Source organism: Sphingomonas sp. MS122, assembly GCF_049532975.1.
GTDB lineage: Bacteria > Pseudomonadota > Alphaproteobacteria > Sphingomonadales > Sphingomonadaceae > Sphingomonas.
The window spans coordinates 1,353,998-1,367,008 of the sequence record NZ_CP186695.1 but is presented as its reverse complement, the minus strand read 5'-3'; the positions used below and the strand labels follow the sequence as shown (position 1 = coordinate 1,367,008).

Annotated in this window: 19 protein-coding genes; 15 read left to right on the top strand and 4 right to left on the bottom strand. The window is 68.7% G+C overall.

Annotation, left to right across the window (positions count from 1 at the left end; translation table 11 throughout):
• Positions 1-32: 32 nt before the first annotated feature.
• The 11 genes from ACO227_RS06550 to ACO227_RS06500 all read left to right on the top strand — a co-directional run bounded on the left by ACO227_RS06550 (position 33) and on the right by ACO227_RS06500 (position 6,914).
• Positions 33-860: a pyruvate, water dikinase regulatory protein gene (locus tag ACO227_RS06550; protein WP_423606241.1), complete on the top strand. Its 828-nt coding sequence runs from the start codon at positions 33-35 to the stop codon at positions 858-860.
• Positions 857-1,444: a Maf family protein gene (locus ACO227_RS06545; protein ID WP_423606239.1), complete on the top strand. Its 588-nt coding sequence runs from the start codon at positions 857-859 to the stop codon at positions 1,442-1,444. The genes ACO227_RS06550 and ACO227_RS06545 overlap by 4 nt, the downstream gene beginning before the upstream one ends.
• Positions 1,441-2,277: a shikimate dehydrogenase family protein gene (locus ACO227_RS06540; RefSeq protein ID WP_423606237.1), complete on the top strand. Its 837-nt coding sequence runs from the start codon at positions 1,441-1,443 to the stop codon at positions 2,275-2,277. The genes ACO227_RS06545 and ACO227_RS06540 overlap by 4 nt, the downstream gene beginning before the upstream one ends.
• Positions 2,274-2,870 carry a dephospho-CoA kinase gene (gene coaE, locus ACO227_RS06535; protein ID WP_423606236.1) on the top strand — a complete coding sequence of 199 codons (597 nt, stop codon included), beginning with the start codon at positions 2,274-2,276 and terminating at the stop codon, positions 2,868-2,870. Before ACO227_RS06540 ends, coaE begins: the two co-directional genes overlap by 4 nt.
• A gap of 7 nt (positions 2,871-2,877) precedes the next feature.
• Positions 2,878-3,567, top strand: a complete 690-nt coding sequence (gene dnaQ / locus ACO227_RS06530; protein ID WP_423606234.1) for a DNA polymerase III subunit epsilon — start codon at positions 2,878-2,880, stop codon at positions 3,565-3,567.
• A 49-nt stretch (positions 3,568-3,616) separates the two neighbouring features.
• Positions 3,617-4,192 carry a ribosome hibernation-promoting factor, HPF/YfiA family gene (hpf, locus tag ACO227_RS06525; protein ID WP_423606232.1) on the top strand — a complete coding sequence of 192 codons (576 nt, stop codon included), beginning with the start codon at positions 3,617-3,619 and terminating at the stop codon, positions 4,190-4,192.
• A gap of 10 nt (positions 4,193-4,202) precedes the next feature.
• On the top strand, positions 4,203-4,673 hold the full coding sequence (locus tag ACO227_RS06520; protein WP_423606230.1) for a PTS sugar transporter subunit IIA: 471 nt from the start codon (positions 4,203-4,205) through the stop codon (positions 4,671-4,673).
• A complete protein-coding gene (locus tag ACO227_RS06515; protein WP_423606228.1) occupies positions 4,657-5,133 on the top strand; it encodes a PaaI family thioesterase in 477 nt (158 codons plus the stop codon). Before ACO227_RS06520 ends, ACO227_RS06515 begins: the two co-directional genes overlap by 17 nt.
• On the top strand, positions 5,130-5,471 hold the full coding sequence (locus tag ACO227_RS06510; RefSeq protein WP_423607287.1) for a DUF1491 family protein: 342 nt from the start codon (positions 5,130-5,132) through the stop codon (positions 5,469-5,471). Before ACO227_RS06515 ends, ACO227_RS06510 begins: the two co-directional genes overlap by 4 nt.
• 244 nt (positions 5,472-5,715) lie before the next feature.
• Entirely contained in the window at positions 5,716-6,288 is a 573-nt protein-coding gene (locus tag ACO227_RS06505) for a cell wall hydrolase (RefSeq protein ID WP_423606226.1), read from the top strand.
• A 128-nt stretch (positions 6,289-6,416) separates the two neighbouring features.
• Positions 6,417-6,914 carry an MmcB family DNA repair protein gene (locus ACO227_RS06500; RefSeq protein WP_423606225.1) on the top strand — a complete coding sequence of 166 codons (498 nt, stop codon included), beginning with the start codon at positions 6,417-6,419 and terminating at the stop codon, positions 6,912-6,914.
• A gap of 11 nt (positions 6,915-6,925) precedes the next feature.
• On the opposite strand, the gene ACO227_RS06495 is transcribed toward ACO227_RS06500, so the two are convergent.
• Positions 6,926-7,525, bottom strand: a complete 600-nt coding sequence (locus tag ACO227_RS06495) for an ankyrin repeat domain-containing protein (RefSeq protein WP_423606223.1) — start codon at positions 7,523-7,525, stop codon at positions 6,926-6,928.
• A 71-nt stretch (positions 7,526-7,596) separates the two neighbouring features.
• On the opposite strand from ACO227_RS06495, the gene ACO227_RS06490 reads away from it, so the two are divergent.
• Genes ACO227_RS06490 through ACO227_RS06480 form a run of 3 tightly spaced genes read left to right on the top strand, consistent with a single transcriptional unit; the run spans position 7,597 to position 9,286 of the window.
• Positions 7,597-8,190 (top strand): SCO family protein, encoded by a 594-nt coding sequence (locus ACO227_RS06490; RefSeq protein WP_423606222.1) that lies wholly within the window; start codon positions 7,597-7,599, stop codon positions 8,188-8,190.
• On the top strand, positions 8,187-8,615 hold the full coding sequence (locus ACO227_RS06485; RefSeq protein ID WP_423607285.1) for a YcgN family cysteine cluster protein: 429 nt from the start codon (positions 8,187-8,189) through the stop codon (positions 8,613-8,615). Before ACO227_RS06490 ends, ACO227_RS06485 begins: the two co-directional genes overlap by 4 nt.
• Complete coding sequence (locus ACO227_RS06480) at positions 8,612-9,286, top strand: M48 family metallopeptidase (protein WP_423606221.1); 675 nt, start codon at positions 8,612-8,614, stop codon at positions 9,284-9,286. The genes ACO227_RS06485 and ACO227_RS06480 overlap by 4 nt, the downstream gene beginning before the upstream one ends.
• On the opposite strand, the gene ACO227_RS06475 is transcribed toward ACO227_RS06480, so the two are convergent.
• The 3 genes from ACO227_RS06475 to ACO227_RS06465 are packed head-to-tail and all read right to left on the bottom strand — an operon-like array spanning position 9,262 to position 12,492.
• The gene (locus tag ACO227_RS06475; protein WP_423606220.1) at positions 9,262-11,367 is read right to left on the bottom strand and encodes a transglycosylase domain-containing protein; all 2,106 of its coding nucleotides are present in this window, start codon (positions 11,365-11,367) and stop codon (positions 9,262-9,264) included. The two genes, ACO227_RS06480 and ACO227_RS06475, sit on opposite strands and share 25 nt — an antisense overlap.
• A 59-nt stretch (positions 11,368-11,426) precedes the next feature.
• Positions 11,427-11,837 (bottom strand): peptide-methionine (R)-S-oxide reductase MsrB, encoded by a 411-nt coding sequence (gene msrB / locus ACO227_RS06470; protein ID WP_423606218.1) that lies wholly within the window; start codon positions 11,835-11,837, stop codon positions 11,427-11,429.
• A 31-nt stretch (positions 11,838-11,868) separates the two neighbouring features.
• Positions 11,869-12,492 carry a class I SAM-dependent methyltransferase gene (locus ACO227_RS06465; protein WP_423606217.1) on the bottom strand — a complete coding sequence of 208 codons (624 nt, stop codon included), beginning with the start codon at positions 12,490-12,492 and terminating at the stop codon, positions 11,869-11,871.
• A gap of 190 nt (positions 12,493-12,682) precedes the next feature.
• Between ACO227_RS06465 and ACO227_RS06460 the strand changes: the two genes are divergently transcribed.
• Positions 12,683-13,006, top strand: a complete 324-nt coding sequence (locus tag ACO227_RS06460; RefSeq protein ID WP_423606216.1) for an antibiotic biosynthesis monooxygenase — start codon at positions 12,683-12,685, stop codon at positions 13,004-13,006.
• Positions 13,007-13,011 lie beyond the last annotated feature (5 nt).

The window sequence follows — 13,011 nt, the reverse complement described above, 5'->3', positions numbered from 1 at the left end:
TCCACAGATCCGTCCCGACCGGCGTCCGACCGGTGAGGCTGCACCTCCATCTCCTCTCGGACTCCACCGGCGAGACGCTGGAGAATATCGCCAAGGCGGCGCTCGCGCAGTTCGACGATGTCGAGGTGCTGCGCCATTTCTGGCCGATGGTGCGCAGCGAGACGCATCTCGAGCGCATCCTGGGCGAGATCGCGCAGAATCCGGGGCTGGTGCTGTTCACCCTGGTCAATCCCGAGATCCGCCGCACGCTCGAGGCACGATGCCGCGCGATCGGACTGCCCGCGGTGGCGCCGCTCGATCCGGTCAACCATGCGCTTTCCAGCATGCTCGGGCAGGAGATGAAGGCGCGGCCGGGGCGCCAGCACACGCTCGACGCCGCCTATTTCGCGCGCGTCGACGCGATCCAGTTCACCATCGCGCATGACGACGGGGTCAATTGGGAGAATTGGGAGGAGGCCGACATCGTCCTCGCCGGCGTGTCGCGCACCTCCAAGACACCGACCTCGATCTACCTCGCCAATCGCGGCTACAAGGTCGCGAACATCCCGATCGTGCCCGAATCCCCGCCGCCCGGTTCGCTGTTCGCGCTCAAGCACCCGATGGTGGTCGGGCTCACAACCAGCCCCGAGCGGCTGATCCAGGTGCGACGCAACCGGCTGCTGTCGCTCAACCAGCAGGACGAGACGTCCTATGTCGAGCAGGAGGCGGTGCAGCGCGAGGTCGCCTATGCCCGCCGCATGTTCGCCGACAATGGCTGGCCGGTGATCGACGTGACGCGGCGTTCGATCGAGGAGACGGCCGCGGCGATCATCACCCTGTGCAACGAGCGCGCGAGCGACTCGGGGACTCGCGCCGAATGATCGTGCTCGCTTCCACCAGTGCGTCGCGCCGCGCGATGCTGACCGCGGCAGGCGTGCCGCACGAGGCGCTCGCCGCGCATGTCGACGAGGATGCGGCCAAGGCCGGGCTCGCCGGCGCCGCGCCGCGCGACCTGGCCGATGCGCTCGCCGAGCTCAAGGCGCTCAAGGTGAGCCAGCGCGTGCCCGGCACCCTGGTGCTGGGCTGCGACTCGGTGGTGGCGATCGAGGACGGGACCTTGCTCGACAAGCCGGCCGATCGCGCCGATGCCGAGCGGCATCTGCGGCTGCTGTCGGGCAAGCGCCACGATCTCTACAGCGCCGCGGTGATCGCCGAGAATGGCCGCCCGGTCTGGCGTCACGTCGATCGCGCGCGATTGCTGGTGCGGCCGCTCTCCGACAGGTTCATCGCCGAATATCTCGACGCCGAATGGCCGGCGATCTCGGGCTGCGTCGGCTGCTACCGGGTCGAGGGTCCGGGCGTGCAGCTCTTCTCCCGCATGGAGGGGAGCCACTATACGATCCTCGGCATGCCGCTGCTCAGCATCCTCGATTATCTGCGGACCAGAGGCGTTCTGACGTCATGACGACACCTTATGCCGAAGTGATCGGCGATCCGATCGCCCAGTCCAAGTCGCCGGTGATCCACGGCTTCTGGCTCGACAAGCTCGGGCTCGATGCCGTCTATCGCAAGACCCACGTCACTGCCGCGGAACTGGCCGGTTTCTTCGCCTCGCGCCGCGACGATCCCGCCTGGCGCGGGTGCAACATCACCGCGCCGCACAAGGTGGCGGCGCTCGACCATGTCCCCGATCCGGGCGGCGTGCGCGACACGATCGGCGCGATCAACACCGTGTTCCGCGATGCCGGCGGCGCGCTGATCGGCACCAACACCGACGCCGCCGGCTTCTACGCCCCGATTGCCGAGTTCGACCTCGAAGGCGCACCGGTCGCGGTCGTCGGTGCTGGCGGCGCGGCGCGCGCGATCCTGTTCGCGCTGGCGCGAGCGGGGGTCGAGCGGGTGACGATCCTCAACCGTTCGCCCTTGAAGGCGATGGGACTGCTGTCGCTGTTCGGGCTCAAGGGCGACGCGGTGCCGCTCGACGCGCCGGTGCCGCCGGTCGCGCTGCTGGTCAATGCGAGCTCGCTCGGCATGACCGGCCAGCCGCCGCTCGACCTCGACCTCGGCAACCTGCCCGACGATGCGGTGGTGTACGATGCGGTCTATGCCCCGCTCGAAACCAGGCTGCTCGCCGCGGCGCGGGCGCGGGAGCTGGAGACGGTCGACGGGCTCGAGATGCTGATCGGCCAGGCCGCGCTCGCCTTCGAGCTGTTCTTCGGCAAGCCGGCGCCGCGCGAGCACGATGCGCAATTGCGGGCGCTGCTCACCCCGGGTCGAAGCCCGGGGCAGGCTTCATGACCATCGTCCTCGGCCTCACCGGATCGATCGGCATGGGCAAGTCGACCGTCGCCGCGATGTTCGCCGACGAGGGCGTGCCGGTGTTCGACGCCGATGCCGAGGTCCACAAGCTGCAGGGGCCCGGCGGACGGCTGGTCGCCGCGATCGAGGCGGCGTTTCCCGATACGACCGGCGCCGACGGAGTCGACCGCACCGCCTTGGGCGAAGCGGTGTTCGGCAAGCCGGAAGCGTTCAAGCGGCTGGAGGGAATCGTCCACCCGGCGGTGGCGGAAGAACGGCAGCGATTCCTCGCGGCGAATCGCGACCGGGCGCTGGTCGTGCTCGACGTGCCGCTGCTGTTCGAAGCCGGCGGCTGGCGCGGGGTCGACAAGATCGCCGTGGTCTCCGCGCCGGCGCAGGTGCAGCGCGCGCGCGTCCTCGCGCGGCCGGGCATGACTGCCGCGCGCTTCGAGTCGATCCTGGCCAGGCAGATGCCCGATGCGGAGAAACGCGAGCGCGCCGATTTCGTGATTCCGACGGGCGGTTCGCTGGACGAGACGCGTGAAGTGGTACGCACGGTGATCGCTTGCCTAGCGCGCGCGGAAGGCGGATAATCAGCCGATGCGGGAAATCGTTTTCGATACCGAAACGACCGGGCTCAGCTTCAGCGCAGGGCACCGGCTGGTGGAGATCGGCTGTGTCGAGCTGGTCAATCGCGTGCCGACGGGGCGCAGCTTCCATCGCTATCTCAACCCCGATCGCGACATGCCGGCCGAGGCGTTCGCGGTGCATGGCCTGTCCGCGGCATTCCTCGCCGACAAGCCGCGCTTCCCGGAGGTTTGCGACGAGCTGATCGAGTTCCTCGGCGACTGCCCGCTGATCGCGCACAACGCGATGTTCGATTACGGCTTCATCAACGGCGAGCTCGGCGCATGCGGCAAGCCGCTGCTCCAGGTCGAACGCATCGTCGACACGCTGGCGCTGGCGCGCGCGCGGCATCCGGGCGCAAAGCACACGCTCGACGCGCTGTGCGTGCGCTACGGCATCGACCTCAGCGCGCGCGAGCTGCACGGCGCGCTGCTCGACGCGCAGCTGCTGGCGCAGGTGTTCATCGAGCTCACCGGCGGGCGCCAGATCACGCTCGGCCTCGCGGTCGAGACCGTGGCGAGCGAACGCATCGAGATCGCGGCGGTACGGAGCAATGCCCGGCCGGCGCGCGTTTTCGCACCGAGCGATGAAGAACTGGCCCGCCATTCGGCGTTCATGGCCGGGTTCGAGGAGCCTTTATGGGGCACGCCGGGGTCCGGTTGACGGTCGCCGGGCGCGTTCCTAGGTGCTCCTCATATTGACGGAGGAAGTTATGGATATCCGGGTTTCGGGTCATCGGGTCGATACGGGCAACGCCATCCGGCAGCACGTGGAAGACCGCCTCCAGGGTATCGCCGACAAATATTTCTCCCGCGCAATCTCCGCCCAGGCGACCTTCGGCAAGGGGCCGCACGATTACGGCTTCACCTGCGACATCGTCGCGCATGTGATGCAGGGGCTGGTGCTCAAGGGATCGCATGCCGCGCAGGAAGCGCATCTCGCCTTCGACGGCGCCGCCGACAAGATCGAGAAGCAGCTGCGCCGCTATGTCCGACGGCTCAAGGACCGCAACAACGGCCATGCCCAGGCCGCGCTCGAGGCGGCCTATGACGCCGGATACACCGTCTTCCAGATCGACGACGAGGGAGAGGTCGTCGATGCGCCGCCGGTGATCGCCGAGACCCGGGTCGACGTGCCCGACGCCAGCGTCTCCGACGCGGTGATGATGCTCGACCTGCGCAACACCAATGCGCTGCTGTTCAGGAACACCGGCACCGGCAACTACAACATGGTGTATCGCCGCGCGGACGGCACGATCGGCTGGGTCGAGCCCAACCGGGCCGCCTGATCGACGGACGATGAACGATCTGAGCGATCTGCTGCAACCCGAAGCCGTGCGTTCGGGAACCGCGGCGGGCAGCAAGAAGAAACTCTTCGCGCTGCTCGGCGAGGTCGCCGGCGCGGCCTATGCGCTCGATGCGGCCGCGGTTACCGAACGATTGAGCGAGCGCGAGAAGCTCGGATCGACCGGGTTCGGCGGCGGCATCGCGATTCCGCACGGCAAGATACCGGGCCTTACCGGCGTGCGCGGGCTATTCGTACGGCTCGACAAGCCGCTCGACTTCGCCTCGGTCGACGATCTGCCGGTCGATCTGGTGTTCGCGCTGCTCTCGCCGCCCGACGCCGGGGGCGAGCATCTGAAAGCGCTCGCGCGGGTTTCGCGGCGGCTGCGCGACCGCGTCTTCATCGCCAAGCTGCGCGGCGCGGGGTCGGCCGACGCGCTCTACGCGCTGCTTGCCGGGACGGAGACGCGTGACGCCGCCGCCTGAACCGGCGCCTGAACCGCCGGTAGGGGCGGAGGCGCATTACCGCGCGCTCGAATCGCTTTATGCCGCGGCGCCGATCAATCGCCTCTTCGACTCGCGGCTCGAGATTCCGGCGGGCGGGCAGGCACGGATCCACTTCACGATCGACGAGCGGCATTTCCATGCCGGCGGCGCGGCGCACGGCACCAGCTATTTCAAGATGCTGGACGATGCCGCTTTCTATGCCTGCAACAGCCTGGTCACCGACCGCTTCCTGCTGACCACCGCGTTCAACCTGCTGTTCACCCGGCCGCTCGGTCCGGGGCCGGTGGTCGCCGAAGGGCGCTGGGTGAGCGGGCAGCGCCGCGTGTTCGTCGCGGAGGCGCGGCTGATCGACGCGAGCGGCGAGGAGGCGGCGCGCGGCACCGGCACCTTCATGAAATCGCGCATCCCGCTCGCCGGGCTCCCCGGCTACCGCGGCTGATGGCGCGGCTGGCGAGCGGGCTGGTGGTGAACGCGCTCCTGCGGCGGGTCAATGCCGCGGGCGGCAGCGCGATGGTGCTGGCCAAGGGCGAAGCGGAGGCTGGCGCGATCCTGGTCCTCGCGCTCGAACGCGGCGGCGATCCGCGCTTCTTCGAACGCGGAATCGGGCCCGACGGATTGCCCGCGCTGGTACGCAGCGGTCCTGCCGAAATGGCCGACGAAGCGTCCGTTTCGAGCTATTGGCAGCGTCGCCGGAGCCGCGATCCCGATCTCTGGGTGATCGAACTGGATATCGCGGGGGCGGAACGGTTCGCCGCTGAAACAATGTTCGCTGGTTGACGCAACGCAGCATCGGCGCCAAAGACGCGCGCACATATCAAGAGCGTTGTGCCGTCGGGGTGTGAAGCCGCCGGTTACGCAGTCGGGGGGAAAGCCCGACCGGTCCTCCGAACAAGAGGAATAGGGACCGGATCGCGCGCCAACCGCATAGTATCGAAGTTGAATGTCCTTTTCTGCACGGGCCGCGCTCATCGCGGCTGTGACTCTTGCCTTTGCCGCAGGCATCGGCGCGACCGCCCCGGGTGTGGCCCGGGAAGCCGAGAAAGCGCCGCTTTCGGGGATCAACGATCCGGGACTCCAGCAAGTTCCCACCATGGGCGAAGCGCTCGCCGATCTCGCGACCGAGACGCCGGCCACGCCTGCCCCCAGCGAAAACCCCGTCGATGACGGCGCCGCCGACGCCGATTATGCGACGCTGGCCGCCGCGGTCGCCGCGCAGCCGCTCGGGACTGACGATGCCGAGCTCAACTGCCTCGCCGTCGGCGTCTATTACGAATCCAAGGGCGAGCCGCTCGAAGGCCAGCTCGCGGTCGCCGAGGTGATCCTCAACCGCGCCGAATCGGGCCGCTTCCCGCGCACCGTGTGCGGCGTGCTCACCCAGCGCGGCCAGTTCTCGTTCGTGCGCGGCGGCAAGCTGCCGCAGCCGCCGGAAAGCGCGCGCGCATGGAAGACCGCGCTCGCGGTGGCAAAGGTCGCACGCGGCGACATGTGGGACAGCCGGGTGTCGAAGGCGCTCTATTTCCACGCCCGCCACGTCTCGCCGGGCTGGCGCCGCGCGCGTGTCGGCAGCGTCGGGAATCACGTCTTCTACCGCTGACGCTTTCCATAGTGGCGGCACCGGCCTCCCGCCCAGCGAAGCTACCCTGTGGCTGGCCGGGTGGGGGAGCGGGCCGGTGCCGAACCCAACGTCTTTCGTTCGTTCGTCAAATGTTCTAGGACACGGGGATGGTTTCAGCTGTCCCCGCCGCCGAATCGGACCTCGCGCCCCTGGTCACCGCCGAGGTGACTCGCGGGGTTTGCCGCATGCTGCTGCGCCATGATTGCGTGGCGATGGCGGAAGTGCCGCTGGGCGACGGCCGCCGCGCCGACCTGATGGCGCTCAATGCCCGCGGCGAGATCGTCATCGTCGAGGTCAAGGTGTCGCGCGCCGACCTGCTCGGTGACGGCAAATGGACCGACTATCTCGCGCATTGCGACCGCTTCTTCTGGGCGGTGCCGGCGGGGTTCGACCTCACGCCGCTCGACACGCCGGGATTCCTGCCCGAGCGCGCCGGGGTGATCGTCGCCGACCGCTACGACGCGGCGATCGCGCGCGAGGCGCAGACCGTGCCGCTGGCGAGCGCGACGCGCCGCAAATGCACGCTCGCCTTCGCCCGCCGCGCCGCGCGCCGGGTGATCACGCTGACCGATCCCGATGCCGACGGGCTGGCCTGGGGCGGCTAGAAGCGCATTTTCTAGAAGCTGGGGCCCGAAACCGCGCGCTTCTCGATCTTGGGCGCGTCCTTGAGCATCTGCGCGATCACCGGCGAGCGCTGGTCGCGCGCCGCATAGTCGCGCGCGTTCATGCCCGCCAGGCGGTCGCGCTGGTCGGGATCCGCCTTCGCGTTGAGCAAGGTGCGGACCAGCTCGGTGTCGCGCCGCTGGACCGCGCGGATCAGCGGGGTCTCGCCGCCATTGTTGGCGAGGTTGACGTTCGCGTTCCGGGCCAGCAGCCGCGCCACGCCCTCGGGCCAGTTCGCTTCGACCGCCAGCATCAGCGCCGAATTGCCCGCGCCGTCCTGCAGATTGGGATTGCCGCCGCGCGCGAGAATGAAGTTGAGGTAAGTCATGTCGCGGCGCTTGGCGACGATATGGATCGCCGCCTCGCCCTTCTCGTCGCGGACGTTGACGATCGTCTGGCCGGGTTCGTTGAGGAACTCGGTGACCTTGTTGCCGTCCTGCTCGCGCACGGCTTTGAGGAAATTGTAGCTGTCGGAATATTGCTGAGCGGCAACCGGCAGCGCCAAGGCAAGCAGCGCCGCGGCGAGTACGGGCCGGGACGAACGGAAAGACATGATCGGACAATGCCCCTGATGGATCGGAAACCTTGCAACGCGGCCACTATCAGATCATGGCGGGAAGCGCCATGAACAGGTTGCTCCTCCCCGCGCTCGCCCTCGCCCTCGCCGCTGCCGGTTGCAGCGAGGCCACGCCCGCCAAGAAGTCGCTCGCCGATGCGCCGCTCGCCGGTGCCTCGATCGGTGGTCCGTTCACGCTGGTCGACGGCGACGGCAAGACGGTCAAGGACGGCGATTTCGCCGGCAAGTACCGCATCATGTATTTCGGCTACACCTTCTGCCCCGATGTCTGTCCCGTGGACGTGCAGAATATCGGCGGCGCGATGAAGCTGCTCGACAAGCAGAAGCCCGCGCTCTCCGCTCGGATCGTGCCGATCTTCGTCACCGTCGACCCCGCGCGCGACACGCCCAAGGTGGTCAAGGAATTCACCCAGGCCTTCTATCCCCGCATGGTCGGCCTCACCGGCACCCCGGCGCAGGTCGATGCCGCGGCCAAGGCCTATCGCGTGCCCTATGCCAAGCGCGAGACGCCGAGCGGCTATCTCATGGATCACGGCCGCCAGGCCTACCTCATGGGGCCCAAGGGCGAGCCGATCGCGCTGCTGCCGCAGGACCAGAACCCGCAGGCGATCGTCGCGGAGATCGAACGCTGGATCGGATAAAGCCCTTCTGGGAGCAGCCGCTCTCGACGCTCGACCGCGCGCAGTGGGAGGCACTGTGCGACGGCTGCGGCAAATGCTGCCTGCACAAGATCGAGGACGAGGATACCGGCGAGCTCTACGCCACCAACGTCGCGTGCCGCCTGCTCGACCGGCATGCCGGCATGTGCAGCGACTACAAGCATCGCCATGCCTATGTCGCCGAATGCGTGCGGCTCAACGCGAACAATGTCGACGACATCGCCTGGCTGCCGCAGACCTGCGCCTATCGCCTGCGCGCGGCGGGCGAGAAGCTCCCCGACTGGCACTATCTGATCACCGGCGACCGCGAGAGCGTGCACGCGGCGGGCGAGTCGGTGCGCGGCTGGACGATCTCCGAGGATGTCGCGGGCGATCTCGAGCATCACATGGTCGACAAGGCGCTGTGACTCGGGCGATCGAGGTCGTCCGGCATCCGCGCGCGCGGCGGATGAAGCTCTCGGTCGACAATGCCACCGGCCAGGTCCGGCTCACATTGCCGCCCCGCGCGCCGGTCGGTCCGGCGCTGCGCTGGGCCGAGCAGCAGCAGGAGTGGATCGCGCGCGCGCTCGAGCGCCGCACCCCGCCCGTGCCGTTCGAGCCGGGTGCGGCGATCCTCTATCTGGGCGAGGAAGTCGGCCTCGGCTGGGACAGCGGCTTTCCGCGCACGCCGGTGCTCGACGACGGACAGCTCATCGCCGGGGGCCCGCGCGAAGGCTATGAGCGCCGCATCGAACGCTGGCTGCGCAAGACCGCGCTCGACACGCTGAGCGCCGAGACCGCCGAATATGCCGCGCAGGCCGGAGTCACCGTCAGCCGCGTCGCGATCGGCGATCCGAAGGGACGCTGGGGGAGCTGCGCGGCATCGGGCGTGATCCGTTACAGCTGGCGGCTGATCCTCGCCCCGCCCGCGGTGCGCCGCGCGACCGTGGCGCATGAAGTGGCGCACCGCGTGCACATGAACCACAGTCCCGCTTTCCACGCGGTCGTGCGGCAGCTCTATGGCAAGGATCCGGTCCGCGAGCGCGCGTGGCTGCGTGCCAACGCGCTGCGGCTTCACTCGTTCGGTCGCGAATCCTGAGGCTGGCGCGTGTCGCGCGGGGGCAGGCGTTCACCCGGCTCGCGTGCGGGAGGCGGCGGGTTGCGCTGGCCGCGGCCGGTCATCCGGTCGAGCCAGTCCTGATCGATCGTGCCGTCTTCCTCGCCGACGATGCCCGGGTCTGACTCGGGGTCTTGCTGCGTGCCGGGATTGACTTCGTCGCGCGGGATCGGGTTGCCGTCCTCGTCGACGAACAGGCCGTTGTCGGGCTCGCCATAGACTTCTTCGTCGGGCTCGATCTGCCATTCCGGCAGCGTCACCTCGGTCTCGAACTCCTCGACCGGGCGTCCCGCGACGGCCGGGCGCATGAACGCGGCGAAGGCGCGCGCCGGCGCCGTGCCGCCCTGCAGCCCGCGCACCGCCCTGGCGTCGTCGCGGCCCATCCACACGCCGGTGGTGAGGCCCGAGGAGAAGCCGAGGAACCAGCCGTCCTTGTTCGAGCTGGTGGTGCCGGTCTTGCCCGCGACCGGCCGCCCGATCTGCGCCGCACGGCCCGTGCCGGTGGCGACCGCGGTCTGCAGCAGGTCGGTCATCTGCGCCGCGACATAGGGCGCGACCAGCACGCGCGAGGTATCCACCTCATGCTGGTAGATCACCGCGCCGTTGGCGGTGACGCGGGTGATCGCATAGGGGGTAACCGCGACGCCCTTCTGCCCGACCGAGGCGAAGGCGCGGGTCATGTCGATCAGGCGGACGTTGCTGGTGCCGAGCACCATCGCCGGCTGGGTGTTGATCGGCGTGGTGATGCCGAAGCGGCGCGCCATGTCGGCGACCGTGCCGAAGCCGACTTCCTGGCCGAGCTTGGCGGCGATCGTGTTGATCGAATAGGCGAAGGCCGAGCGCAACGTCATCTCGCCCGAGAAGCGGCCGGAGCTGTTGCGCGGGCTCCACCCGCCGATCGTCACCGGCTCGTCGACCAGCCGGTCGTCGACCTTGTGCCCCGCCTCGAGCGCGGCGAGATAGACGAACAGCTTGAACGCCGAGCCGGGCTGGCGCGTCGCCTGGGTCGCGCGGTTGTAGATCGACGAGACATAATCGCGCCCGCCGACCATCGCGCGCACCGCGCCGTCGCGGTCGAGGCTGACCAGCGCGCCCTGGGTCCCCGCCGGGGTATTGGCCTGGATCGCCTGGGTCGCGGCATTCTGCATCCTGAGGTCGATCGTCGTCCATACGTCGAGCGGGGCGACGGTCTCGTCGATCAGCACCTCGAGCTGGGGCAGCGCCCAGTCGGTGAAATAGCGTACGCTGTTCTGCTTGGGCGGGGCGGCGAGCTTGACCTCGGCCGGGCGCGCGCTCGCGGCCTGTTCGCGGGTCAGCATGCCGGTCTCGACCATCACGTCGAGCACCACGCTGGCGCGGCCGACCGCCGCTTCGGCGTCCGCGGTCGGCGAATAGCGCGACGGCGCCTTGACCAGGCCGGCGATGACCGCGGCCTCCGACAAGGTGAGGTTGGTCGCGGGATGCGCGAAGAAGGTCCGCGAGGCGGCGTCGATGCCATAGGCGCCGCCGCCGAAATAGACCTTGTTGAGGTAGAGCTCGAGGATCTGGTCCTTGGTGAACTTGCGCTCGAGCGCGAGCGCCAGGATCATCTCGCGCACCTTGCGGCCGAGATCGTACTTGTTCGACAGGAAGATCGTGCGCGCGACCTGCTGGGTGATCGTCGATCCGCCCTGCAGGCGGCGGTCGGTGCCGCGGTTGTCGACCGCGAACTTGGCGATGCGCGCCAGCGCCACCGGGTCGACGCCCCAGTGCGAGCGGAAGCGGCGGTCCTCGATCGCGATCATCGCGTCGCGCATCGGCGCCGGGATCTGGCTGTACGGGATCCACTCGCCATAGCTCGGCCCGAGCGAGACGATCACCGTGCCGTCGGCGGCATGGACGCGGATCATCTGGCCGTTGGGCGAGGATTTGAGCTCCTCGAAGCTCGGCAGCGAGGCGCGCGCGGTGTAGACCGCGATGGCGAGCGCGATGAAGCCGGCGAGCGCGAGCGCGACGCCGGTGATCAGCACCCATTTGAGGATGCGGCGGAACTTGCCGGGGCGTGCGGGGGATTTTCTGGGCATCGAAGTGGGCGCGAACCTACCGGCGAACCGCGCGGCTCACAAGCCGATCGTGGGAAGCCTCAGGAGCCGCCGTCGTCGCCGCGCGCGCGAAAGTCGAGCGAAACCGAATTGATGCAATAGCGCAGGCCCGTCGGCGGCGGGCCGTCGGGGAAGACATGGCCCTGATGCCCGTCGCAGCGGGCGCAGCGCACCTCGGTGCGGACCATGCCATGGCTCGAATCGCTGTGCTCGCTCACATGATCGGGCGCGACCGGCCGGGTGAAGCTCGGCCAGCCCGATCCCGAATCATATTTGTCGTCGCTGTCGAACAGCTCGAGCTGGCAGCCCGCGCAGCGATAGATGCCGTCGGCCTTGGTATCGGTGTAGCGGCCCGCAAAGGCGCGCTCGGTGCCGGCTTCGCGGAGCACATGATATTGCTCGGGCGTGAGCCGCTGGCGCCACTCCGACTCAGACAGGTTGAGCTGATCCATCCGCTCGATGTGAGATGCGCGGCGCCCGCCGTCAATCGGCGTCGTCGTCCTTCCACGCCCACCAGAGCTGTGCGGGCGGCACGTTCCACCATTCCATGTCGTGATCGATGCGCGGAAAGTGCGGCGTCAGGAAATTGCGGACACTGGGATTGAACTGATAGACGAGGAACGCCCCGCCCGGGCGCAGCACGCGCTGCGTCGCCTGCGCGATCGTGTCGCCCACGCCCGGCGGCAGGGTCGAGAAGGGTAGGCCGGACAGCACGTAATCGGCTTGCTCCGCGCCGTGATCGGCGACGATCGTGTTGACGTCCGCGGCCGAGCCGTGGATCGCCGAGAAGCGCGGGTCGACGATGCTCTGGCGCAGATAGGCGACGAAATCGGGATTGGTGTCGATCGCGATATATTTCGCGTCCGGGCCGAGCCGGTCGAGCACCGCGCGGCAGAAGGTGCCGACGCCCGGGCCATATTCGACGAAGACCTTGGTGTTCTCCCAATCCACGCGCGACAGCATCTTGCGGATCAGCTTGTTCGACGACGGGATGATCGAGCCGACCATCACCGGATGCTTGAAAAACCCCTGGAGAAACAGCGCCTGCGGCGAGAGAGGACGCGCGGCCTTGCGCTTGCGCCGCGCGATCGTGGTGGAACCGGTCATCAACTTCCCTCTGTCGGTGTCACGTTCCTGTAGGACAGTTGCCATGGCTCTGTCATCAGCGTCCGTTGAAAATGCGCCAAAGCGCATTCCGCGCCGGCGGGCCGGCACCCGCTTTCATACGGACTGCTCCCTTAACGTTCTTTGCATCGCGGCGGTTGCGCTGCCCGACGAAACCTTTCATCGCAAACCCATGAGCTACCCGCGCGCCGGCCAGGTCGCCGTGATCTTCATCTCGCAGCGCACGCGCGAGGATGCGGAGGGCTATGCCGCGGCCGCCGAGGCGATGGGCGCGCTCGCCGCCACGCAGCCGGGCTATGCCGGGATCGAAAGCATCCGCGATTCGGACGGGCTCGGCGTCACGATCAGCTACTGGGCCGACGATGCCAGCGCGGCCGCGTGGCGCGACGATCCCGAGCATGCCCGGATCCGCGAGCTGGGCCGGGCGCTCTGGTACGACTGGTATGTGCTGGAGGTGACGCGCGTCGAGCGCGGCTATCGCTGGTCGCGCCGGTGAGCCCG